The following is a 22,060-nucleotide window of genomic DNA, read 5'->3' on the forward strand; positions in this document are numbered from 1 at the left end:
GGTTTCCTTATTAACGGTTACTTAGTGAATCTGGTATTTCTGGTTGTATATATTTGTTTAAAAGCAAGTTAGTGATAAACTTGTCTTTATCTGAACTCATTTGGTAGCAAAAGGTATCGAAACTTTTTAAGCCACTATCAGCCCGTAAATGTTTGTAGAAATTCAGTTGAATATTATGTCTGAAAATATCCGCAGAATTTTTGGTATTGATGTAATAACTCACATTCGATGTGGTAGAAATCTGGTTCACTGCATCTAAATATTGGGGCGTTTGTATTAAGAGTCTGTTGTTTTTATAATCATTTAAAAATGATTGTAATGTGCTGGCATTATTGGCTACTATTAAATTATTATCTACAATGGTATAATAAGGCCGCGTAAATTTTTTAAACGGCTCCCCAAAATAACTGTATAAGATATCAGCCGATTTAAACACTTTAATATCTTCGTTATAATCTGCACTTACATCAAGCAATAATTGTTTTGTTTTTTCTCCATTTGATAATGAAATTGCCCCTAGTTTTTCGGTGGTACTTAACTGAAAAAGAATAAACTGATTTTTCGTGTAAGTAGTAAATATCAAATTTAAATCTGTTCTGTAATCATCCTTTACTTTTTTATTGCTGCACCGGTTTTTGAAAGTATTTTCGTCTGTTCCTGCCAGCTATTCAGTTTTTTGAGCCATTTGCCATAATCATCATAAGCATAAAGTGCATAATTTGCGGTATTATCAGGCAGGATATTTTGGATAGATGTATTTTGTACGGCAGTGTTTTCGAATAATTTAAGATAATTATGCTGATCTTTTAATTCGGTACTCCCGCTGAAAAGAATTTTCTCTTTACTGAAATTGTAATTGAGTACAGCGAAACTGTTCTGTTGGTTAAAAATTGAAATCTCGCCATTAATGTTGCCGGCAATAATATTTTTAAGCAATAAAGGGGCCTGGTTAAAATTGATATAAACCTGGGTGAGCACATTTTTAATTTGACGGTTATTCTCTTTAATGTATTCGGTAAAGGGATTCTCAGTTAAGCGTACATTGGCATCATTGATCAGTTTGAGCGATGTTGATGCCGTTAATACCTGGTCATGAATGCCTAAATAAACCGATAAACTATCATTGAGCTTCAACTTGTACAGGTCTTTGGTATTTTTGCTGATCGCTTTTTTAAATTTTAACTGTTCGTAGAATTTTTTGATGTCATTATCACCTTGTATCTGCACGGTAATTAAGAAGTTCAGCGTTTTATTCGAGTCAGGCAGTACACTAATATAAACCTGCTGATCTTTCAGGTATCTGTTTAACAGATTATCGTCAATGATACTTGTTTTTAGCTGTTTTAACAGGTTCATTTTATCCTTCCCTAAAACCTGTTGGATAAGCTGTTGCCCTTCAATGATGTCGTAAAAACCTTTATCGTTTTGAAAAGAAAATACCAGAGCAGCATTATTAGTTGCCGATTGCAGCGCCAGGTCTTTCGCATCATTATCAATTCCCAATTTCGAAAAATAGAGGTAGGCCATAAAGGTTACACCTAAAAATAATGCACTTGTTAGAATTATGATTTTTTTCATTTGCTGTGCAACAAATTTAATTTATTACATTGATTAGTGAGAAGTTCTTTGCCAATTTATTAATTTAGCGATTGCTACTAGCAAATAACTATGAATAAACGAATAATCCTTACCGCTTCTTTTTTGGTGTTGTTGCTGTTTTACTGGGTGCATTTGGCGCTCATGGCCTAAAGGCGCTAATTGATGGACCATCATTAGAAATCTGGCAAAAAGGTGTTGATTATCAGTTCTATCATACATTTGCGCTATTGTACCTTTCAACCTTTGCCCGTTATCGGAACAAGCTCATTAATATCGCTTATTTCTGCTTCACATTTGGAATCATCCTTTTTTCAGGATCGTTATATTTATTGGCTACCCGAAGCATATCGCATTTAGGATTTACTGAATTTATTGGCCCAATTACACCGATTGGCGGGCTTTTATTTGTATTGGGATGGATAATGCTCTTTTTTGCGGCATTTAAAGATAAATAATGAATACTTTCGAAAACGATATTTTTTCAGAAAGAGAAACACTTTTTGTGGAAGTCATTTTGCCATTATCTTTGGCGAAAAACTATACTTACCGGGTACCTTTTGATTTAAACGACCAGATCGCTGTTGGAAAACGGGTGGTGGTGCAATTTGGAAAGCATAAAATTTACACCGCTTTAATTAGTGGAATCAGCACTGTACCACCGGTGGTTTATGAAGCGAAATATATTATCGATGTTGTAGATGCCGAGCCTGTAATTACACCCATGCAACTTAAATTCTGGACATGGATGACCAATTATTACATGTGCAATGAAGGTGATGTAATGGCGGCTGCATTGCCTGCAAGTTTAAAATTGGCCAGCGAAACCATATTGATTCTTCGTGAAGATTATAATGAAGATACTGCGCTTACCGATAAGGAAGAAATCATCATCAATGCACTAAAACAGCAACAGAAACTTACGGTTAATGATGTTTCTAAGCTACTGGGGCAGAAAACAGTGTATCCAATCATCAATCATTTGCTCGATAAAGAACTGGTGCTGGTAGCTGAAGAGGTGGTGCAGAAATATAAACCTTTGCTTAAATCGTTTATCATTTTAAATGACTTTTATAGTGATGAAGAAAATTTAAAACAGCTTTTTAATGTTTTAGATCGGGCACCCAAACAATTAGACGCTTTACTGGCTTACCTGAAATTACAAAAATTAAATCTTCCGATCGCTAAAGAACAGCTTTTGGAAGAAAGTAATTGTGGACCAGCGGCATTAAAGGCTTTAACCGACAAAGATATTTTTGTGGTAATGAAAAGGCCGGTTAGCCGTTTGGCTGCTCACGATGAAGAGTTTAGTGTTAATTTTGAACTGAACGAAGGTCAGCAGAAGGCATTGAGCCAGATTAACCAGCATTTTGATGAGAAAGAGGTGGTTTTGCTTCATGGTGTCACGGCGTCAGGAAAAACACAGGTTTATATTAAACTGATTGAAAAAATTATCCAGAATACAGATGGACAGGTATTGTTCCTGCTCCCCGAAATTGCCTTAACCACACAGATTGTAGAGCGGATCAAACGTTATTTTGGCAATTCAATCGGGGTATACCATTCTAAATTCAACAATAGTGAAAGGGTAGAAATCTGGAATAAGGTGAGAACAGGTGCGTATAAAGTAATCTTAGGCGCTCGTTCAGCCGTTTTTCTTCCATTTCAGCATTTAAAATTAATTGTGGTTGATGAAGAACATGAACCGTCATATAAACAATACGATCCGGCACCACGTTATCAGGCCAGGGACGCAGCCATTTATTTAGGATACCTGCATCAGGCAAAAGTGATTTTAGGTTCAGCTACGCCCTCCTTAGAGAGTTATTATAATGCTTTACAAGGTAAATACGGACTCGTGGAGATGAAAGAGCGTTTTGGCGGAGTTCAGCTTCCTAATCAGCAGGTGGTAAGTATTTCGGAAGAAACAAAGAAAAAACGATGAGTTCGTATTTTTCGAGCGTGTTGATCAAAGATATCGATCTGGCACTTTCAAAAAAAGAGCAGATTGTATTGTTTCAGAACAGGAGGGGCTACGCTACCATTCTAATCTGTGCAACCTGTGGTTATACACCAAAATGCGTAAACTGCGATGTAAGTTTAACCTATCATAAAAGCAGTGGGAAATTACATTGTCACTATTGTGGCTATCAGCAAAGCAGTGTAAATATCTGTCCCGCCTGTGGTTCAGTACATGTGGAGCAAAAAGGTTTTGGTACAGAGCGTATTGAAGAAGAACTCAGGTTACTTTATCCTGAAGTGACTATTGCCCGGCTGGATATGGATAGTACGAGGACAAAAAATGGACTTCAGCAGATTTTAAATGACTTTCAGGAGAAGAAAACCGACATTTTAATTGGCACACAGATGGTGGCCAAAGGGCTTGATTTCGACAACCTGAACCTTATTGGAGTAATCAATGCAGATACACTTTTAGGTTATCCTGATTTCCGTGCTTACGAAAGGAGTTTCCAGTTGTTGGCACAGGTTGCAGGTAGGGCAGGTAGAAGGGCCGATCAGGGTAATGTCTGTATCCAGACTTACGATGCCGAAAACCGTATTATCAAGCAGGTGGTGAACAACGATTATGAGGGCATGTACAACGACGAAATCGTAGAACGGGAGAAATTCTTATATCCTCCTTTTTCCAGAATGATATTCTTGTATGTAAAGCATAAAGATTCTCATGTATTAGATCACGCAGCATTCACGCTGGCCAATATCCTTAAAGGGAAATTTGGTAAACGGGTTCTAGGTCCCGAGCAACCTTTAGTAAGTCGTGTACGGAATCTTTATATCAAACAGATCATAATCAAGGCTGATAAGCATACTGCCATTCAAAAAGTTAAAGATGCATTAAGAGAAACTCTGACCCAATTCAATGCTACCAAAGAATTTAAAGGCGTTTTTACGCAAATAGATGTAGATCCGTATTAATTATTAATTTAAGTTTTGATTTAGTGTTACTTACGGTAATGTGGATTTCTTTATCTTGTTTCCCCGTTTAAGAAACGCTAATTTTGAAGCTCATGGCGTATAAATTTGTTGATAATTACCGAGAACGTGGAGCGAGAAAAAACTGGTTGAGTTGTTAAAATCTCGCGGAATTGAAGATGAAAATGTGTTAACAGCCATAGGTAAAGTTCCACGTCATTTCTTTTTTGATGAAACTTTTTGGAACCAAGCCTACAAAGATATTGCGTTTCCAATAGGTGATGGGCAAACTATATCCCAGCCTTATACTGTTGCTTACCAAAGTGAGCTTTTGCATATTAAAAAGGGCGATAAGGTACTCGAAATCGGAACGGGTTCAGGCTACCAGACCTGTATTTTAATGGAACTGGGCGCAAATGTTTTTACCATCGAAAGACAAGAAAATATCTACAATAGAACCATTCAGGTTTTACCAGGAATGGGTTATAGGCCTACTTTTTATTGTGGGGATGGCTCGAAAGGAATTGCTGCACACGCGCCATACGACAAAATAATTGTTACCGCTGGCGCTCCACTGGTTCCGGAGATCTTGTTAAAACAGTTAAAAATAGGTGGCATTTTGGTTATCCCGGTGGGAGATGAGAAAACCCAGAAAATGGTTACCGTTATCCGTGTAAGCGAAACAGACTACGAAAAAATTGTGTTGGATACCTTCAGGTTTGTGCCATTAGTTGGCGACCAGGCATGGTAAAACCAGCTGGGAGTTTGGAGATCGGAGTTTTGAGTCGTTTTTTCAACTTGAAGTTAAATATCTCTAAACCCCCAACTCCAAACTAAATTATCTCTTCATCGCTCTATCTAGCTCCCGCTTGGTATCTCTATCTTTAATGCTATCACGTTTGTCAAATTCTTTTTACCTTGAGCCAGTGCTATTTCTATTTTAGCGAAACCTCTTTCGTTGATGAAAATGCGTAATGGAACTATAGTATAACCTTTTTCTTCGCCTTTCAGCTTTAATTTTCTGATTTCTTTCTTCTGCAGTAATAAGGCACGGTCGCGTTTAATATCGTGGTGATAAAAAGAACTGTGGCTATATTCAGAAATATGAAGGTTACGCACGAAAAGATTACCGCCAATAAACATGCAGAATGCATCCGTCATATTGGCTTTACCTTGTCTGATCGCTTTTATTTCAGTTCCTAAAAGGGCAATACCGGCTACATATTTATCCAAAAGATTGTAGTCGAAATAAGCCCTTTTATTCTTTATGTTGATGTCGTTTTTCAAAATTTTAATAAAGTATTTGTTATTGTAATGTTCAGCAATAGTATAAAATATACATGCCGGGTTGCAAATATCCTAAAAATTGATGTGATAATTTAGTTTTAATTTATTTCGATCTTAATGCGATCGTCATGCTGAATTTATTTCAGCATCTTTCATGTAAAAAATGGACCCTGAAATAAATTCAGGTGACGAGTCCAGGCACGTATATTTAACTTGAATCTCTGATTTTGTGGATTTTATTTGGGAAATGTACAGACAGTTCCTTTGGCAGCCTCAGTCCCGTTTTTTGCTGCAACAAAAGCAGAAAAAGCTTTTGGTTTCCGCGGCAATCGGGTTTATTTAACACAGTTATTGCAAGAAACTCAAACCTTTCATCCGCCAGCAAGGCCTTATTTTATGGGAGAAGTAGTAAGAGGTCGTCATTTCGAGCGAAGTGCTACCTGTACCGATTTTACATCGGTAACGCAGCCGAGAACCCGAAGGCTCTGCGAAGCAAAATCTGTCTCGATAGATCTCTCCATTTCGCTGCACTTCATCCGATAGCCATCGGATCGGGATGACGACAATTTTTAAAATAAAACCTCAGAGTAAGGAACCAACAAAAATGTTCATCAGTTTGTAAAAGCTAAGGATATATTATTATGTTCGTATTTATTCCATTAAGTTTGGTCATAAAATATCGAAAATGAAATTCAGAAACCTACTTTTAATCTTATTATTAGTCATCACTTTCCAGGTAAAAGCACAGCAGCCAACTTTGTTGCCACAATTTACTTTTTACCGCCTGGATGGAAAAGCTTTTTCTAATACCGATATTAAACAAGGCAAAAAGAACCTTTTTATATTATTCGATTGTACCTGCGAGCATTGCCAGCGTGAAAGCAAAATGTTGAATACCAATTATGCCAGGTTTAAGAATGTAAATATTTATATGATTACTATGGATGAAGCTTATATCATTCCACAGTTTTTTGATTCTTATGCCAAAGGTTTAAATACAAAACCTAATGTGCTGGTACTACAGGATAAAAAACGAATATTTATTCCAACATTTTTACCAAAAAAATACCCAGCAATGTACTTATATTCCCCTGCAGGTAAATTACTAATGTATCAGTCAGGCGATGGCGGCATCAAAAAAATGATGACGGTTTTGAATAAATAATCTTATTTTTTAGCTACAGATTTAAACAGATTTTTACATCTGTCTAAATCCTTTTTATCTGTGGGTTAATTATAATCTGGCGCTGAATAATCTTACCTGATAATCAATACAGGAATATTCACCTTGTGCCTCACCGAATCTACCGTAGTGCCGAAAATAAGGTCTTTTAAGCCTTTATGTCCGTGTGCACCCATTACCAAAAGCTCCATTTCGTTCCGGTTACTGATATCGGCTATGGCTTTGCCGGTGTTTCCAAAACCAATGAAGGGTGTAGAATCATATCCAAGGTCTTCGAGATTAGCTCTGTATCTCTCCAGATTAGCAGCATCGCTCTGTGTTTCATGGTCCATTACTTCCTTACCAAGGTAACGGGCAGCAGCAGTTTCTACAATATGGATCAGGTAATAGTGCGCATCTTTACCACCTTGAATTAAAGCATGCCTGATCGTGTTCCTGTCGTTTTTAGAGAAATCTACTGCAATACCAATTTTTGTATAAGTGATCTTTTCGATTTTCCCAATGTCCAAAGCATCTCCATGAGGCACAATTTGTTTGGATGCATTTTTTTCTTTTCTAACAATGGATGGAAGAAAACATAGAGCAGGAGCAGTATGATAAAGATTAATGCTGGTATTACAATCGCATAAATCCACCAGTTATTGGCTTCTTTTGCCCAACCGCTTATTTCTTCGATCACCAGTTTTACATTGAGCGCAATAATGGCGATGGCGCTTGCCCATGCCAAAACCTTTACCCATAGTTTGATTGCGAAATCTTTCATCAGTTTTTTATCTGATGTAAAATGGATCAAAGGAATAATGGCGAAACCCAACTGTAAACTTAAAACCACCTGACTGAGCACCAATAAGCCACCAAGGGCATCGTCGCCGTAATGCAGGATGGTGAAAAATGCAGGGATAATTGCCAGAAGGCGCGTAATCAAGCGTCGTAACCAGGGTTGAATCCTTAAATTAATATGCCCTTCCATAATAATTTGTCCGGCTAAAGTTCCGGTAACCGTAGAACTTTGCCCGGCTGCAATTAGCGCGATAGCAAATAGGGTTGGGGCTACACTTCCAAAAATATTAGAAAGTAATTTATGTGCATCCTGAATTTCTGCCACTTCGTGTAAACCATTTTTGTAAAAAGCTGCAGCAGCAAGAATTAATATGGCGGCATTAACAAAAAAGGCCAGGTTTAATGCAACTGTGGTATCAATGAGGTTAAACTTTAAAGCTTCTTTAATCCCTTTATTGCTCCGTTCAATTTTTCTGGTCTGTACCAAAGAAGAATGCAGGTAAAGGTTATGTGGCATTACCGTTGCACCAATAATCCCGATGGCGATATAAAGCGCATCACCATTTAAGATAGAAGGCTCAAATCCCCTGGCTATTTCTTTAATGGATGGTTCTACAATAAACATTTCGACCAAAAAGGAAATCCCCACGATAAAAACCATCGATACGATAAAACCTTCCATGGCCCTCATGCCTTTGTTTAACAGGAATAACAGTAAAATGGTGTCAAAAATGGTAATGGAAACACCCCAGATTAACGGTAAACCAAATAACAGCTGTAAACCGATGGCCATTCCAATGATTTCTGCCAGATCGCAGGCAATAATAGCAGTTTGTGCCAATCCAAACAATGGAATATTTGCCCAGCGAGGGTAAGCCTGTTTTGAAGCCTGGGCCAAATCCAATCCCCTCACAATACCCAAACGGGCACTCAGCGATTGCAAAAGCAATGCAATGAGGTTTGACATGAGTAAAACCCAGATCAATTGGTACCCAAATTTACTACCACCAGCCAGATCGGTTGCCCAGTTACCTGGATCCATGTAGCCCACACTAATTAAATAGGCAGGACCAATAAAAGCTAAAATTCTTTTCCAGCCTTTTCTTTTATCTGTATTTACGCTTTGATGTACTTCACTTAGGGATTCAGTTTTTGCCATTACTGCTGATTAAAATATGTTTTGCAACTTCTCTACTAATATTAACTTGTTTATCGGATAACCGGATCTCAACTGAACCATCGAAATCGGTAACATCAGTAATCTGGATTTGTTTGCCCAGGGTAAGCCCTAATTTTTCTAAATGCTTTAAAAAGCAGAACTGTGCTGACTCACGCCGGTTATGGTACCAGAATCTCCTACTTTTAATTCGATGAGTTTAATAAACTGGGTTTTGGCAAATCGTCCATTTTTATCCGGAATGGGGTCGCCATGAGGGTCTGCTTTCGGAAAACCTAGAAACTCATCTAGTCTTTCAATCAGCTCAACCGATTTAATATGTTCCAACTCTTCGGCAACATCATGTACCTCATCCCACTTGAAATTTAATTTGTCTACCAAAAAAACTTCCCATAATCTATGTTTACGTACAATATCTATCGCTGTATTTTTTCCTGTCTCGGTTAAGGTAACCCCCTGGTATTTAATATAATCAATCAGCCCCTTATCGGCTAATTTCTTGATCATGTCGGTAACCGATGCGGGTTTGGTTTGCATTTGCTCCGCAATAGCATTGGTTTGAACATTTATTGTTTTCTCTGCCAGATGATAAATAGTCTTTAGATAGTTCTCTTCGGTATAACTTTGCATTTATGTTTATCTAATTTTATTTTTAGGTAAATCTAAAAATTTTTATTTAAAATATATATGATAAATTATGTTAAAATTTAGAATATAATTTGGTTATGTTTGTGTTCTGAAATACCTTTAACACCGTATGGCATCTGAATTAGATAAAATTGACTTCAAAATTTTAAGAATTCTTCAAGAGAATGGAAGAATTACCAATTTACTTTTATCACAAGAAATTGGTTTATCACCTGCACCAACTTTAGAGCGTGTACGCAAGCTCGAAATGGCAGGATATATTAAAAGTTATCATGCCTTGGTGGATGAAGAAAAACTGGGTTTAGGTATAAAAACCTTTATCCAGATTCAACTCGATTTTCATAAAAATAATACTATCCAGATCTTTTTGGACGAAGTAAATCAAATCAAAGAAATTACCGAATGTCACCACGTTACCGGTCAGGCCGATTTTCTATTAAAGGTTTATGTGAAAGACATTAAAGCTTACGAACGTTTAATTATGGATAAAATCAGTAAGATTTCTGTAGTGAAAACATTCCAGACGATGATGATTATGTCTACCACTAAGAAAGAACCAATTGTGCCTTTAGAGTATTAATAGCAAACCCATTAAGGGGCTGTTATCGGTAATTATTATATTTCCATTATAATGTATTGGTGGGATTGAAATAATATAAAGATCGTCATCTCGACTGTAGCGTAGCGGAATGGAGAGATCTATTATAGATTTCTCGACTGCGTTGCACTTCGCTCGAAATGACGATGAGTCTAGGGATGATGTATGGCTTAGAATTAGTCTATTCCTCTATTCAATACTATTTCATCAATAATTCCTGAAATTTCCGCTGCATTTTGATAAACCATGAAGTGGGTTCCATTTTCGATCACGAAATCAGGTTTTGCAGTTTTAGAATAGAGGATTTTATCCATCGTGCCATGGATGTGAAAAATCCTTTCTGGTTTAACCTTATTCTCCCAGTTTAATATGCTTCCAATGGCCCATTTCAAAAAATAAGGATCAGTATCCTTAATAATTTTGCTTAATAAGGTTTTTTCACTGCCAGATCGGGTACCGAAGTAATAATTCTGGGTGAGTTTGTTCGATGATTTTAAAAGCCTTGCAGGGATAATCTTTAGTAGGTCTAAACTCCCAGCGAAACGGTAAAGTGCGGGTAGATGAATGCTTAACATGGTACTAGAAATGATAACAGTAGTAATAGGCTTTAAAACCTTCGCTATTTCTACCGCGATCATCCCTCCAAAAGAAACGCCAACCAAAGCAAATGGCTGGGATTTGTCGATAACTTTGCTCAACCTTTCTGCATAAGTGGCCAATGATTCATTTTTAACCGGATTGATCCAATCTATATGAATGATATTGATTTTTTCATCGAGCTTAAGCTTAGAAAAATCCTTTTATCGGCACCTAAACCGCTGATAAAATAAGTATTCATTAGGCTGGTAAGTTCCAGTCGATTGGTGTTAAATTATTCTGTACCAGAAGCTGATTTGCTTTTGAAAAATGTTTTGATCCAAAGAAGCCATTGTAGGCCGAAAATGGAGATGGGTGGGCAGCAGTAAGCATATAATGTTTCTTTTGATCTATTAAAGCTGCTTTTTGCTGTGCATATTTACCCCATAACAAGAAAACAATATGTTCGCGTTTTTGAGATAAAGCCTTTATAATTTCATCTGTAAAAATTTCCCATCCGCGGTTTTGGTGTGAACCAGCCTCCGAAGCACGGACTGTTAGTGTAGCATTGAGCAATAATACACCTTGTTCAGCCCAATGGGTTAAGTGGCCATGATTTGGTGTTTTAAAGCCCTCGATATCAGTTTCCAGCTCTTTGTAAATATTTTTTAATGAGGGCGGAACCGCTACACCGCGTTGTACCGAAAACGATAATCCATGTGCCTGGCCAACGCCATGATAAGGATCCTGACCTAAAATGACAACCTTTACCTGATCAAATGGCGTTGTATTTAATGCATTAAAAATATCAGCGCCTTTAGGATAAACCGTTGCACCTTTCTGTTTCTCCTCCTGTAAAAAGGCTTTAAGGCTTTTCATATAGTCTTTTTCAAACTCTTCTTCTAAAACGGCTAACCAACCGGGTTCTAATGCTGCTGACATAATAATTAATGTAAGATGTATAATGTAAAATGGATTTCGGGTAATGTCTTGTAAATAAATTTTTAGTTGATGGTTTGATCGTTCATGGTTTTATACATAATGGTCAATGGTCAGGGTGCTAAGTATAAGCCAATAGGTTATCGGCTATGAAAGACTTAGGTAATCAACCATGAACTATCAAAATATAGTCAAAAAAACCTCTCAAAAAGTTTAAGACTTCTTCTTATATATTCCTAACAAATCTCCCTCAAGGCTTGTTTTTGGACCTTCTGTAATCCTGCCCAGTTCTTTACCTTTTTTATCTAAAACAATAAATGTAGGTACCCTCGAAATGTCCAGGCCGTCTAAAATGCCATTTTCAGCTTTTTTGTTACCGTCAACAGCAATAACCTCTACGTTTTTCTCTTTAAAGTGTAAAGCATCTAAAATTTTAAAAAAGTTCGGAACATTTGCTTTGCTGTCGCCACACCAGGTACCTAGCACAATTTTGATTTTTTCATTTTTAACCAGTTTTTTCAATTCGATCATGGTTGCCGCATCTGGTATATAAGCCGCATAGAGTGGATCGTACATTTCTTTAAACTCAGGAAAAGTAGCAATACCTTCTCGCGTACAAGCATTAATTAATATATCTTTATTGTGGACTTGATCGTGGATTTTTTTATTAACTTCCTGAGCAGAAACGTTCATTGCAAGTACAATTAGGGTTATAGATAAAAGGATTTTCATATTGATGAGACGGTTTTTTTGATCTTTTAAATTTTTAATGAAATTATTGTTTTAAAATCTAATTTCTGCCATTTAAACACGATATTTGCAAAAAAAATAATTAGAATAAATTTATGCCAAATATTATCAGATTAATTGCGGGGTTTGCTTTACTGGGTGGCGCAGTAGCTTTATTTATTTTCGGTTTCTGGCCGTGGGGTATTGTTGCCATTTTATTGGGGATAATTGTACTTGTAACCTATTTCTTTAATGAGAACATGCTTTTAGCACAATGGTTCCTCAGAAAAGATAACATGCCCAAGGCAAAAATGTTTTTAGATCGCATTACCAATTATGAAACGCAGTTGATTAAAGTTCAACATGGTTATTATAATTTGTTGATCGGGTTAATTGAAAGCAGAACAGCGCCAATGAAATCAGAAAAATATTTCAAAACTGCTTTGAGCCTGGGTATGCAGATGGATCATAACGTTGCTTTAGCAAAATTAAGTTTAGCAGGCATTGCAATGGCTAAGCGTAACAAACGCGAAGCAACCATGTATCTTGCTGAAGCGAAAAAAGCAGATAAAAATAAATTATTGGCCGATCAGATCAAACAAATGAAAGATCAGATGGGCATGATGGACAAACAACAGCAAGTTCGTTACAGATAGTATCGATCACATCTTGATGCATTTTCATGGTTTCAGGAAAATGGAGGATTAACCAGAGCAAATGGTCAGCGTTTTAGGGATATGATTCTGTCCAAAGGAAATACGGAAGATCTTGGCAAAATGTTCTTTAATTTCAGGGGGCATAATCCTGATATTAAACCAATGCTTAAAAAGCGAGGATTGTTATAAGATAACACCATAGTACAAAGGACAGTTATTAATGTCCTTTGTACTATAATGCTTTAAATCCCATCTCTACCGATAAACCGTTCTTTACCCAAAAGAAATTGAATAGCTTTTTTGACATTGCGGTCAACCGACTCTTCCGTTTTAAGGTTGGCAATATAACGTATAATTTCCTTTTGTAAATGAGGAGCAAGGCCATCAAATATATCTTTGGCCTGTTTGTTTTTTGCTAAGGCATGTAATAATTTAGGATTGATACTAATTGTCCGTTCTTCAGTATCAAATTCAATTTCGAAAGTTGCGGTGTCGCCAATATCTTTTCCGGCTGCTTTTCGCATGGGCGTATTGAGGTACAAACGCCAATCTCCTGCATATTTAACCAGGGTTTGTTTAAATTCATGACCATCAATTTTCATTTTAACAGGAAGCTGTCCTTTATTTTTTCCAGATTGATGAAAAACATAATTTAATGCTTCCTCTGGTACAAACACAAAAGGATTGACGCCTATAATTTTAATCTCAGCCTTAAAAGCTTTCGGTTTTTTGATATCCATTAATTAAAGATATTGCCTTTGATTAAAACGCCATAATTTTTGCCAATAAATCTAATGCTATGCTCTCCGCTCGACGCTCTTGGCCTAAAGCTCCCCGCAAAAACTCAAAACCAAATCCCGATTTCTATTGTAGTTAATATAAAATCTTAATCCTATGGCAACATCACAAGAAGGAAGTACAAACAATACCCAGGAAGAAAATAACATTAAAGATTTGGGTGGCAAAGCAGCCATCGAAAAACTCAGGGAGTTGGCAGAAAAAGCTGAAAGTTGTTTTTTCTGTACCAATATTAAAACAGGAATACCTTTATCCGTAAGACCAATGGCTATTCAACAGGTGGATGATGAAGGGAATATCTGGTTTATGAGCATGAAAGACAGTCATAAAAACGACGAAATCTCTGCCGATCCATTTACACATTTACTATTTCAGGCAGGCGCCCATTCAGGTTTTGTAAACATTTATGGTATTTCTGAAATCAGCAGGGATCAGGACAAAATCGACGAACTTTGGAGTCCGTTTATTAAAACCTGGTTTCAGGGAGGGAAGGACGACCCTAATATTACACTGATTAAAGTTATCCCATCAGAAGGATATTATTGGGATACCAAACATGGCACAGCCGTTGCATTTTTGAAAATGGCTGCATCCGTAATTACAGGTAAAACAATGGATGATTCAGTAGAAGGAGCTTTAGAGGTTGATTAGTGAGCTTAACTGTTTGAATTTGGTTAACCGGTTAACTGTTCTTTAAAGCGACTAACTGGTTAATTGTTAAATTAACTGCTAACTGGAAATAGTCAATTGAAAACTGACTATTTGTCTCCTAAATAATCGAATCCTTCAAATTCTTCTCTCTGGGCTCTTTTGCTTAAGATATCATCCTCTTCAGCTTGTACTCTTGAGAAGAATAAAGCTTCGGCCTGAATTCTTTTTATTAACTGACGTACCAGCGTTAAATCAAAAGCATCTTTGCTTAATTTAATGCAGTACTCTCTTTCGTTGATTTCTAAACTTGACGTATTCATATCGCAATGATTTTAATTATCGATTGCTGTAAATATAGAAAAGGCTTGCTAAACAATTGTTAGCAAGCCTTTTAAGTTTATGTTATGTTTATGTTAAAATCTGGTCTGGTGTTTTACCGTTAGATTAACAAATTAACTATTTATGCGATAGAAATAAACCATCATCTGTTTTGGCGACTTTTAAAATGCCCTTACCAGTTAACGCTTTTAAAGTGGTATCCCACTTTTTATTGCTCCAATCGGCAAGTTTAGCTTTTATATCCGTTAATAGGTATTGTTCACCTTCAGAAACCAATTCAAATAATTCTGTTTCTTCTGGTGTCAATTCAATTTTCTTTTTCTCCGGACGCATCTGCGGGAAGAATAAAACTTCCTGGATGGTGCTCTGATTGGTCATTAACATTACGATACGATCGATACCAAAACCTAAACCTGAAGTAGGAGGCATACCATATTCTAAGGCACGAACGAAATCATCATCCATCGCCATCGCTTCGGCATCACCACGATCAGCAAGTTTCAACTGATCTTCAAAACGTTCTTTCTGATCAATAGGATCGTTCAGCTCTGAATAAGCATTTCCGATTTCTTTACCGTTCACAAATATTTCGAAACGCTCCACCAATCCTTCTGCACTGCGGTGCTTTTTAGCTAATGGTGTCATCTCGATCGGGTAATCTGTAATGAATGTAGGCTGGATCAAATTGGCTTCTACCTTATCACTGAAAATTTCGTCCACCAATTTACCGCGGCCCATGGTAGAATCCGTTTCTATGCCTAATGATGCACAGGTTTGCAAAAGCTCCTCTTCAGTCATTTTCGAAACATCAATTCCGGTATATTTTTGGATTGATTCGTACATGGTTAGTTTTTCGTATGGACCTTCGAAATTGATTTCATTTTCACCAACTTTAACTACAGCCGAACCATTGGTTGCAATGGCTACTTTTTCCAAACATTCTTCAACCATAGCCATCATCCAGATATAATCTTTATAGGCTACATAAATTTCCATTGAGGTATACTCTGGATTATGCGTACGGTCCATTCCTTCATTACGGAACATTTTACCGAACTCGTAAACGCCATCAAAACCTGCAACGATTAACCTTTTTAAATAAAGCTCGTTCGCAATACGCAGGTAAAGCGGCATATCTAAAGTATTGTGGTGAGTAGCAAAAGGGCGCGCCGCTGCACCACCGTGTATAGGCTGTAGGATAGGAGTTTCTACTTCCATCCAACCTTGCTCATCAAAGTAGTTACGCATGCTGTTAATTACCTTGCTGCGTTTGATGAAAATCTGTTTGTAATCAGGGTTTACCGTTAAATCTACATAACGCATGCGGTAACGCAGTTCAGGATTGGTGAATCCATCGTAGACATTCCCTTCATCATCACGTTTTACAATCGGTAACGGACGTAAAGATTTAGCTAAAACAGTAAAACCGGTTACATGGATAGAGATTTCTCCTGTTTGTGTGGTAAAAACATAACCCGTGATCCCGATGAAATCACCAATGTCCAAAAGTTTCTTAAATACCGTGTTATATAAGGTTTTATCATCACCAGGACAAAGCACGTCTCTCTTTAAATAAATCTGGATACGGCCTGTTGAATCTTGTAATTCAGCAAAAGATGCAGCACCCATAATATTACGGCCCATAATACGACCGGCTAAACTAACGGTCTTATAAGCAGTTTTATCTTTTTCGTAGTTTGCTAAAATATCGGCAGCCGTAACATTAATTTCATAAGCTTCTGCCGGATAGGGTTCAATGCCTAACTGGCGTAATTGCTTTAACGACTCACGTCGTAATACTTCTTGTTCTGATAATCCTATACTCATTTCGGGTATTTTTTGCAAATTAATGATTTGCAATGTGTTTATTAATTGTAACAGGTATCGTTTCAAACATCATTTTTGAAAAGACACCTTTTGGCAAAGATAAGAAAGCTATTGTAATTAATAAATGCTTTATTTGATATAAAACAGCATTTTAGAATGTTAAAGAAATTAGATGAAAAACGGATTATTAGAAACTTTATCTGCGGTAAATACTCTATATCAATTAAAGGATACCAGAATACCTTTTTAAGGTTTGAACTTTCAGATTTTTAATTTCAATGTATTATCTTTCAGGTAGTTGCTGCCTTTTAGTTGTAGATGATGGATCGCCACTAAGCAAGCCGTTGCTGCTGATTACGCAGTAATAAGGTGCAGGAAGTTGTGCTAGCCCGCAAGCACCAATGGCTTTTGCAATTGCGCCGTAAGACGTGACCCTGCTTTGGGTATTTCTGTGGTTAAATCCCAAACCTGCTCAAAAAATAAATCGCGTTTCATCGTTTTTGCAAATGATGGGTAAACTAATGAATAAATCTCTTCATAAATTTTAAATAGGATTTCATCGGGTAAATTTTTTCAGAGATATGAGTTTAGTGTTTTACAGATGTTATATTTGCTTGGATGTCCTAGCCATTTAAAAACTATGCCCGATATAAAACAAATACCACCTTCCAGTTTTGAATTTTTGAGGTTATTAAAAAATAACAACGAACGAGAGTGGTTTAATGATCATAAAACAGACTACCAGAAAGAACTAGCATACATAGAAGCTTTTGCACAGGATTTATTAGACCTTATGAATACCCACGATGTAATTGAAACACCATCGGGAAAGAAAAGTTTATACCGCATATATCGGGATACGCGTTTCTCAAATGATAAAACGCCTTATAAAACACATTGGAGTGGAAGTTTTAAACGGGCAGGCAAACAAAGAAGAGGTGGCTACTATTTTCATATCGAACCAGGTAATAGTTTTGTGGCAGGTGGCTTTTTCGGGCCTTCTCCTCAGGATTTGAAATTGATAAGGGAAAATATTGCTTTTGATGCCCAGCCCTTGAGAGCGATATTAAATGATAAAACTTTTATTGCTTCCTTCGGGACTTTGGGAGGTGAACAATTGAAAACAGCTCCAAAGGGTTTTGATGGAGATCACCAGGATATTGATCTGCTACGTTATAAACAATTTTTGTTAGTTCATCGATTTACCGATCAGGAAGTTTTAAGTAAAGAATACTTAGGTTATTGTAACCAGACATTTAAAAACATGCGGCCTTTCTTTGATTACATGAGCGAAATATTAACAACCGATGCAAATGGATTAGATCTTTAATTGATTTTTACGATTGCTGCAAAAAATTAAAGGGTCATCATACTAATTTTGTAATGATGACCCTTTTTTAATTATGATTCCGCTTCTACACCTTCTTCGTACATTTCGTTAATCGCCTCGGCATATTTCTTTTCTACAATACGGCGTTTAACTTTCATGGTCGGGGTAATTTCACCTTCATCTATATTGAAAGGATTTCGCTTGATCTTGAAGTTTTTAATGCGTTCAAATTTAGCCAGTTCGCCAGAGATTTTTTTGATATCCTGCTCCATCCAGTCGATAATTTCCTGGTTGCGGATAAAAGGATCAGCTTCTTCAAAAAACGACGGCTGAAGTTTAAAGGTTTCTTCCAGCGTTTCCCTGTTCGGGATAATGATAGCCGTGATAAATTCGCGTTTATCGCCAATTAAAAACAACTGATCAATTTTTGGGCTCTTTAAATAAATATTTTCTACAGGAGTAGGGTATACGTTTTTGCCGTATGCATTTACGATCATGTTTTTTAAACGGTCGGTAATCTGCAGGTTACCTTTATAAAAACGACCAATATCACCCGTGTGGAACCACATGTCTTTATCTATAGCTTCAGCAGTTTCGGCAGGTTTGTTAAAATAACCTTTCATTACGCAGTGACCTCGTACAATTACTTCTCCTTCTGCACATTCAAAATCTTCCTCAAAAGTATGGTGTGTTTGGATGCTTAGTATTGCTTTGCTTTCTACATCTTGTATGCCCACCTCAATACCAGGAATCACTCGGCCAACGGTACCATAAACCTGTCTGTGATATTCAGTTACCGACATTACCGGTGAAGTTTCCGTTAAACCGAATCCTTCCAATATTTTAATACCCAGATCGCCAAAAAACTCACCCACATTTTTAGGTAGTGCAGCTCCGCCTGAAATCATGAATTTTAATCTTCCACCTGTTTTTTCCTTAATTTTGCTGAAGACCAATTTCTCGGCGATTCCTTTTTTTGCCGATAGGATAAGGCCTGGATTTTTGCCAGCCTCTTTTGCTAAACGGTATTTATTGCCGGTTTCTAAGGCCCAGGTAAATATTTTTGCTTTTGTTCCTCCACCTGCGGTTCCTCCTTTTATCGCTTTATCATGAATGCGCTCCAGCAAACGTGGTACGCAACTCATTACGGTTGGACGCACTTCGCCCATGTTTTTAGCCAACAATTCTAAACTTTGTGCAAAGGCAATTTTACAACCCTGTGCACAGCAAACATGATACGTAGCTGTACGTTCGAATACGTGAGATAAAGGCAAGAAAGAAAGGAAAGTTTCCGTTTGATCGATCACCGGGATTTGCTGCAAACATACTTCCACATTTTTAACAAAATTATAGTGAGTAAGCATTACACCTTTTGGCGTTCCGGTAGTACCAGAGGTATAAATTAATGAAGAAACATCCTGAGGCAATACCAGGCTTCTGCATTGGTCAATTTCAGCCCTTTCGGCAGCCGTAACCTGATGCTTAAGCGCAAGAATATCTGAAAAAGCAATTACTTCTACATTAACATCTGCAGGGATAGTAACCTTTTCGAAATCTTTAAAAGCAGGAATAATATATTTTAATTCTTTGCAATTAGCCGCAACTTTTAAAACCTTACGGTAAAGAAAATTATTCCCAACAAGAATAGCTTTTATGCCAGAGTCGTTAAGAATATAGGCTACTTCCTGCTCAGAAAGCGTAGGGTAAATAGATACATTAATTACGCCAATTTGCTGGATGCCCTGATCATAATATACATATTCAGGAGAATTTTCTATCATTAAGCCTAAACGATCACCCTTTTTTATTCCTTTTTCTAAAAAGAATGCAGAAACAGCATCGGCTCTTTTTAAGGTGTCTTCATAAGAAATTTCAGCCCATTCTGCGCCTTGTTTATGGATTAAAAAGGTTTCCTGAGGTTTATGGATGTTTTTTACAACATTCCGTAACAAAGTAGGAACAGTTGAAAACTCGTTTATTAATGGCATGCTCGTAATCTGAATATTTGTTATTTTAACAATTATAATACTTTTAGCTTTAATAATGGCAACAGTATGATAAACGCTAAAATTAAATAAAAAAATATAAAATTTGAGCGACTACAAAAGACCGTAAGAAAGAGGACAGCAGTTTTGTTAAAAATTAATGGAATACCTGGTTTTAGGTAGATCCATATAGTGGTTTACCGTTATTTTAATCTATTTGAGCCAAATTATTAGATATTGGCACTTCAGTTGCAATTGGGCGTTTTAAAACTTAGAATTAAAAATTGTATGATGAAGACAACAAAAACAAATTTAACTATGGTAGCCAAAGGATGTGCATTTGCTTTAATAGTAGGTGTAGTGCTACAATTTGCGGCTTGCTCTAAAAGCAAAGATATTAATCCGAACGATGAAGAAATCTTGAGTAAAAAAATAGAAGATATTATTCCTCAACAGTATGTAGATAGCTTAACCAAACTGGGTTTTACTATAAATAAGGGTACTACGCCACCAAATATCGATGGCTCTTACTTATTTAAGCCTTTCACCATAAAAAACAGTAATATACCCAACGACTCTTATACGCCTGGTTATGTACTTATGGATGGCGTAGTTAAATTTTATGAGCAAAGTACAAGCGATTTCAGTATTAAAATGTTGGGTAAAAACTTTATTGGTGCAGCAGATACCAGTGTCGTAACCGCCATAAGTGGGAGTGGAAATAAATTTACAGTTTACGGAAAGGTAAAAGCGTACAGAAATGGTGGTTATAATTTTTTCGCTTTTTTAATGACTGGGGAAAAAGAGGGGAATAATATTAAAAATGGAATTGCAGGAATCATAAACATCGACGACTCTCACAGCGGACCTAATACCATTAGAGAGGGGCAAGGCCGAGTTGCCTTTGATGGCGATTATACTTCTGAACCTACAGATTTTAATAGCAAAACCGCTGCGATTACTGAAAGAAATACCATGAGCAGTAAACCATCCCAACTCAAATAACAAAGAAAGCGGCTTGGGAAATCTCCCGAGCCGCTTTTTTATTGCTGTTAAATTTATACAGAAAAACTTTCGCCACAGCCACAGCTACGGCTTGCATTAGGGTTTATAAAGTTGAAGCCTTTTCCGTTTAAACCATCGGTAAAATCTAATTCAGTTCCAGCCAGGTAAAGGAAAGATTTCATATCCAAAGCAATCTTGATTCCTTTGTCTTCAAAAACTGATCGCCTTTTTGTTCCTCGTTATCAAAATCCAGATTGTATGATAATCCCGAACAGCCACCACCTTTTACCGAAACACGTAAAAAGTAATCAGAACCCATTTCCGAGTCCTGCATTAAGTGGTCTATTTTGTCTTTTGCTTTATCTGTTATTGTTATCATTGTGATAGAGATTTGTGATTTGAGATATTAGATTTGTGACGTATTTCAGCACCCTAAGTTAGGTGGTCTCACACATCTCAAATCTATTGTCTCACATCTATTCTAGTGGTGCGATTTTTCCAATACAATAGCTTCTAAGCCATTTTTAATGCGGTAATCGTTAATCGCTGATTTAATTGCATCTTCTGCCAATACTGAGCAGTGGATTTTTACCGGTGGTAAAGCTAATTCTTCAACAATATCCATGTTATCGATAGATAAAGCCTCGTCAATTGTTTTTCCTTTTAACCATTCTGTAGCTAAAGAAGAAGAAGCAATTGCCGAACCACAGCCAAACGTTTTAAATTTAGCATCAGTGATTACGTTGTCCTCTCCAACCTCAATTTGTAAACGCATTACGTCGCCGCACTCAGGTGCACCAACTAATCCTGTTCCTACAAATTTACTGTCTTTATTTAAAGTACCTACGTTACGTGGGTTATTGTAATGGTCAATTACTTTTTCTGAATATGCCATGTTTTCTATTTCTTAAGCCTCCTTTCGGAGATAATTTTATTTATTAATTATCGCTTTAGCGTTTGGCGAATTGTGTAAGGCGTTGGCCAATGAACCTTCTGCCTTAAACCTTCCAGCCCTCTACCTT

24 protein-coding genes and 4 pseudogenes are annotated in these 22,060 nt (G+C 36.9%); 12 read left to right on the forward strand and 16 right to left on the reverse strand.

Annotated features, from left to right (window positions below):
- Nucleotides 1-10: 10 nt before the first annotated feature.
- Nucleotides 11-583, reverse strand: a complete 573-nt coding sequence (locus ACQ86H_RS11985; protein WP_431294986.1) for a DUF3352 domain-containing protein — start codon at nucleotides 581-583, stop codon at nucleotides 11-13.
- Nucleotides 584-609: 26 nt separating this feature from the next.
- Nucleotides 610-1,578: a hypothetical protein gene (locus tag ACQ86H_RS11990; RefSeq protein ID WP_431294987.1), complete on the reverse strand. Its 969-nt coding sequence runs from the start codon at nucleotides 1,576-1,578 to the stop codon at nucleotides 610-612.
- Between the two features lie 200 nt (nucleotides 1,579-1,778).
- On the opposite strand from ACQ86H_RS11990, the gene ACQ86H_RS11995 reads away from it, so the two are divergent.
- The 4 genes and pseudogenes from ACQ86H_RS11995 (at nucleotide 1,779) to ACQ86H_RS12010 (ending at nucleotide 5,281) form a co-directional block, all read left to right on the forward strand.
- Nucleotides 1,779-2,054 (forward strand): DUF423 domain-containing protein, encoded by a 276-nt coding sequence (locus ACQ86H_RS11995; protein ID WP_431295384.1) that lies wholly within the window; start codon nucleotides 1,779-1,781, stop codon nucleotides 2,052-2,054.
- The gene (locus ACQ86H_RS12000) at nucleotides 2,054-3,541 is read left to right on the forward strand and encodes a DEAD/DEAH box helicase (protein ID WP_431294988.1); all 1,488 of its coding nucleotides are present in this window, start codon (nucleotides 2,054-2,056) and stop codon (nucleotides 3,539-3,541) included. Before ACQ86H_RS11995 ends, ACQ86H_RS12000 begins: the two co-directional genes overlap by 1 nt.
- Nucleotides 3,538-4,533, forward strand: coding sequence for a replication restart helicase PriA (gene priA, locus ACQ86H_RS12005; protein ID WP_431294989.1), 996 nt, complete (start codon nucleotides 3,538-3,540; stop codon nucleotides 4,531-4,533). Before ACQ86H_RS12000 ends, priA begins: the two co-directional genes overlap by 4 nt.
- 92 nt (nucleotides 4,534-4,625) lie before the next feature.
- Nucleotides 4,626-5,281 (forward strand): annotated as a pseudogene (locus tag ACQ86H_RS12010) (protein-L-isoaspartate(D-aspartate) O-methyltransferase).
- An 87-nt stretch (nucleotides 5,282-5,368) separates the two neighbouring features.
- Here ACQ86H_RS12010 and smpB read toward each other — a convergent pair.
- Nucleotides 5,369-5,817 (reverse strand): annotated as a pseudogene (gene smpB / locus ACQ86H_RS12015) (SsrA-binding protein).
- A 264-nt stretch (nucleotides 5,818-6,081) separates the two neighbouring features.
- Between smpB and ACQ86H_RS12020 the strand changes: the two are divergent.
- Nucleotides 6,082-6,360, forward strand: coding sequence for a hypothetical protein (locus tag ACQ86H_RS12020; protein ID WP_431294990.1), 279 nt, complete (start codon nucleotides 6,082-6,084; stop codon nucleotides 6,358-6,360).
- Nucleotides 6,361-6,502: 142 nt separating this feature from the next.
- Nucleotides 6,503-6,982: a TlpA family protein disulfide reductase gene (locus tag ACQ86H_RS12025; protein WP_138821703.1), complete on the forward strand. Its 480-nt coding sequence runs from the start codon at nucleotides 6,503-6,505 to the stop codon at nucleotides 6,980-6,982.
- Between the two features lie 92 nt (nucleotides 6,983-7,074).
- Here the strand turns inward: ACQ86H_RS12025 and ACQ86H_RS12030 are convergent, their stop codons facing one another.
- The 4 genes from ACQ86H_RS12030 to ACQ86H_RS12045 are packed head-to-tail and all read right to left on the reverse strand — an operon-like array spanning nucleotide 7,075 to nucleotide 9,587.
- Nucleotides 7,075-7,509, reverse strand: a complete 435-nt coding sequence (locus tag ACQ86H_RS12030; RefSeq protein ID WP_431294991.1) for a universal stress protein — start codon at nucleotides 7,507-7,509, stop codon at nucleotides 7,075-7,077.
- Nucleotides 7,455-8,939, reverse strand: coding sequence for an Nramp family divalent metal transporter (locus ACQ86H_RS12035; protein WP_431294992.1), 1,485 nt, complete (start codon nucleotides 8,937-8,939; stop codon nucleotides 7,455-7,457). The genes ACQ86H_RS12030 and ACQ86H_RS12035 overlap by 55 nt, the downstream gene beginning before the upstream one ends.
- Nucleotides 8,926-9,147: a FeoA family protein gene (locus ACQ86H_RS12040; protein WP_431295385.1), complete on the reverse strand. Its 222-nt coding sequence runs from the start codon at nucleotides 9,145-9,147 to the stop codon at nucleotides 8,926-8,928. Before ACQ86H_RS12040 ends, ACQ86H_RS12035 begins: the two co-directional genes overlap by 14 nt.
- Nucleotides 9,087-9,587: a metal-dependent transcriptional regulator gene (locus ACQ86H_RS12045; RefSeq protein WP_431294993.1), complete on the reverse strand. Its 501-nt coding sequence runs from the start codon at nucleotides 9,585-9,587 to the stop codon at nucleotides 9,087-9,089. Before ACQ86H_RS12045 ends, ACQ86H_RS12040 begins: the two co-directional genes overlap by 61 nt.
- Nucleotides 9,588-9,714: 127 nt before the next feature.
- On the opposite strand from ACQ86H_RS12045, the gene ACQ86H_RS12050 reads away from it, so the two are divergent.
- A complete protein-coding gene (locus tag ACQ86H_RS12050) occupies nucleotides 9,715-10,185 on the forward strand; it encodes an Lrp/AsnC family transcriptional regulator (RefSeq protein WP_025142637.1) in 471 nt (156 codons plus the stop codon).
- Between the two features lie 194 nt (nucleotides 10,186-10,379).
- Here the strand turns inward: ACQ86H_RS12050 and ACQ86H_RS12055 are convergent, their stop codons facing one another.
- The 3 genes from ACQ86H_RS12055 to ACQ86H_RS12065 form a co-directional block, all read right to left on the reverse strand.
- A complete protein-coding gene (locus ACQ86H_RS12055; protein WP_431294994.1) occupies nucleotides 10,380-10,922 on the reverse strand; it encodes a hypothetical protein in 543 nt (180 codons plus the stop codon).
- A gap of 118 nt (nucleotides 10,923-11,040) precedes the next feature.
- Complete coding sequence (gene ung, locus ACQ86H_RS12060; RefSeq protein WP_138821699.1) at nucleotides 11,041-11,721, reverse strand: uracil-DNA glycosylase; 681 nt, start codon at nucleotides 11,719-11,721, stop codon at nucleotides 11,041-11,043.
- Between the two features lie 210 nt (nucleotides 11,722-11,931).
- On the reverse strand, nucleotides 11,932-12,450 hold the full coding sequence (locus ACQ86H_RS12065) for a thioredoxin family protein (protein WP_138821698.1): 519 nt from the start codon (nucleotides 12,448-12,450) through the stop codon (nucleotides 11,932-11,934).
- A gap of 113 nt (nucleotides 12,451-12,563) precedes the next feature.
- Between ACQ86H_RS12065 and ACQ86H_RS12070 the strand changes: the two genes are divergently transcribed.
- Both ACQ86H_RS12070 and ACQ86H_RS12075 read left to right on the forward strand, forming a co-directional pair.
- Entirely contained in the window at nucleotides 12,564-13,103 is a 540-nt protein-coding gene (locus ACQ86H_RS12070; RefSeq protein ID WP_138821697.1) for a DUF2892 domain-containing protein, read from the forward strand.
- A gap of 72 nt (nucleotides 13,104-13,175) precedes the next feature.
- A pseudogene (locus ACQ86H_RS12075) lies at nucleotides 13,176-13,292 on the forward strand (hypothetical protein); the annotation flags it as partial.
- A gap of 53 nt (nucleotides 13,293-13,345) precedes the next feature.
- Here ACQ86H_RS12075 and ACQ86H_RS12080 read toward each other — a convergent pair.
- Nucleotides 13,346-13,843: a YdeI/OmpD-associated family protein gene (locus tag ACQ86H_RS12080; protein WP_431294995.1), complete on the reverse strand. Its 498-nt coding sequence runs from the start codon at nucleotides 13,841-13,843 to the stop codon at nucleotides 13,346-13,348.
- Nucleotides 13,844-13,997: 154 nt separating this feature from the next.
- Between ACQ86H_RS12080 and ACQ86H_RS12085 the strand changes: the two genes are divergently transcribed.
- A complete protein-coding gene (locus ACQ86H_RS12085; protein WP_138821694.1) occupies nucleotides 13,998-14,552 on the forward strand; it encodes a pyridoxamine 5'-phosphate oxidase family protein in 555 nt (184 codons plus the stop codon).
- A 107-nt stretch (nucleotides 14,553-14,659) separates the two neighbouring features.
- On the opposite strand, the gene ACQ86H_RS12090 is transcribed toward ACQ86H_RS12085, so the two are convergent.
- On the reverse strand, nucleotides 14,660-14,872 hold the full coding sequence (locus ACQ86H_RS12090; RefSeq protein ID WP_138821693.1) for a hypothetical protein: 213 nt from the start codon (nucleotides 14,870-14,872) through the stop codon (nucleotides 14,660-14,662).
- A 136-nt stretch (nucleotides 14,873-15,008) separates the two neighbouring features.
- Complete coding sequence (gene lysS, locus ACQ86H_RS12095; protein ID WP_431294996.1) at nucleotides 15,009-16,718, reverse strand: lysine--tRNA ligase; 1,710 nt, start codon at nucleotides 16,716-16,718, stop codon at nucleotides 15,009-15,011.
- A 640-nt stretch (nucleotides 16,719-17,358) separates the two neighbouring features.
- Here lysS and ACQ86H_RS12100 point away from each other — a divergent pair.
- Nucleotides 17,359-18,048, forward strand: a complete 690-nt coding sequence (locus tag ACQ86H_RS12100; RefSeq protein WP_138821691.1) for a DUF2461 domain-containing protein — start codon at nucleotides 17,359-17,361, stop codon at nucleotides 18,046-18,048.
- Nucleotides 18,049-18,119: 71 nt separating this feature from the next.
- On the opposite strand, the gene ACQ86H_RS12105 is transcribed toward ACQ86H_RS12100, so the two are convergent.
- On the reverse strand, nucleotides 18,120-20,036 hold the full coding sequence (locus ACQ86H_RS12105; protein ID WP_431294997.1) for an AMP-dependent synthetase/ligase: 1,917 nt from the start codon (nucleotides 20,034-20,036) through the stop codon (nucleotides 18,120-18,122).
- 285 nt (nucleotides 20,037-20,321) lie between these two features.
- Between ACQ86H_RS12105 and ACQ86H_RS12110 the strand changes: the two genes are divergently transcribed.
- Complete coding sequence (locus ACQ86H_RS12110) at nucleotides 20,322-21,038, forward strand: hypothetical protein (RefSeq protein ID WP_138821689.1); 717 nt, start codon at nucleotides 20,322-20,324, stop codon at nucleotides 21,036-21,038.
- Nucleotides 21,039-21,091: 53 nt separating this feature from the next.
- On the opposite strand, the pseudogene ACQ86H_RS12115 reads toward ACQ86H_RS12110, so the two are convergent.
- Together ACQ86H_RS12115 and iscU are read right to left on the reverse strand one after the other, a co-directional pair.
- A pseudogene (locus tag ACQ86H_RS12115) lies at nucleotides 21,092-21,417 on the reverse strand (HesB/IscA family protein).
- Between the two features lie 102 nt (nucleotides 21,418-21,519).
- Entirely contained in the window at nucleotides 21,520-21,933 is a 414-nt protein-coding gene (iscU, locus tag ACQ86H_RS12120) for a Fe-S cluster assembly scaffold IscU (protein WP_138821688.1), read from the reverse strand.
- Nucleotides 21,934-22,060 lie beyond the last annotated feature (127 nt).

Origin of the sequence: Pedobacter sp. P26 (genome assembly GCF_050632135.1) — a bacterium.
Lineage (GTDB): Bacteria > Bacteroidota > Bacteroidia > Sphingobacteriales > Sphingobacteriaceae > Pedobacter.

Coding starts and splice junctions, on each gene's coding strand:
- ACQ86H_RS11990 (WP_431294987.1), bottom strand. CDS start 1,578: ATGAAAAAAATCATAATTCTAACAAGTGCATTATTTTTAGGTGTAACC.
- ACQ86H_RS12000 (WP_431294988.1), top strand. CDS start 2,054: ATGAATACTTTCGAAAACGATATTTTTTCAGAAAGAGAAACACTTTTT.
- priA (WP_431294989.1), top strand. CDS start 3,538: ATGAGTTCGTATTTTTCGAGCGTGTTGATCAAAGATATCGATCTGGCA.
- ACQ86H_RS12025 (WP_138821703.1), top strand. CDS start 6,503: ATGAAATTCAGAAACCTACTTTTAATCTTATTATTAGTCATCACTTTC.
- ACQ86H_RS12035 (WP_431294992.1), bottom strand. CDS start 8,939: ATGGCAAAAACTGAATCCCTAAGTGAAGTACATCAAAGCGTAAATACA.
- ACQ86H_RS12045 (WP_431294993.1), bottom strand. CDS start 9,587: ATGCAAAGTTATACCGAAGAGAACTATCTAAAGACTATTTATCATCTG.
- ACQ86H_RS12050 (WP_025142637.1), top strand. CDS start 9,715: ATGGCATCTGAATTAGATAAAATTGACTTCAAAATTTTAAGAATTCTT.
- ung (WP_138821699.1), bottom strand. CDS start 11,721: ATGTCAGCAGCATTAGAACCCGGTTGGTTAGCCGTTTTAGAAGAAGAG.
- ACQ86H_RS12065 (WP_138821698.1), bottom strand. CDS start 12,450: ATGAAAATCCTTTTATCTATAACCCTAATTGTACTTGCAATGAACGTT.
- ACQ86H_RS12070 (WP_138821697.1), top strand. CDS start 12,564: ATGCCAAATATTATCAGATTAATTGCGGGGTTTGCTTTACTGGGTGGC.
- ACQ86H_RS12080 (WP_431294995.1), bottom strand. CDS start 13,843: ATGGATATCAAAAAACCGAAAGCTTTTAAGGCTGAGATTAAAATTATA.
- ACQ86H_RS12085 (WP_138821694.1), top strand. CDS start 13,998: ATGGCAACATCACAAGAAGGAAGTACAAACAATACCCAGGAAGAAAAT.
- ACQ86H_RS12090 (WP_138821693.1), bottom strand. CDS start 14,872: ATGAATACGTCAAGTTTAGAAATCAACGAAAGAGAGTACTGCATTAAA.
- lysS (WP_431294996.1), bottom strand. CDS start 16,718: ATGAGTATAGGATTATCAGAACAAGAAGTATTACGACGTGAGTCGTTA.
- ACQ86H_RS12100 (WP_138821691.1), top strand. CDS start 17,359: ATGCCCGATATAAAACAAATACCACCTTCCAGTTTTGAATTTTTGAGG.
- ACQ86H_RS12105 (WP_431294997.1), bottom strand. CDS start 20,036: ATGCCATTAATAAACGAGTTTTCAACTGTTCCTACTTTGTTACGGAAT.
- ACQ86H_RS12110 (WP_138821689.1), top strand. CDS start 20,322: ATGATGAAGACAACAAAAACAAATTTAACTATGGTAGCCAAAGGATGT.
- iscU (WP_138821688.1), bottom strand. CDS start 21,933: ATGGCATATTCAGAAAAAGTAATTGACCATTACAATAACCCACGTAAC.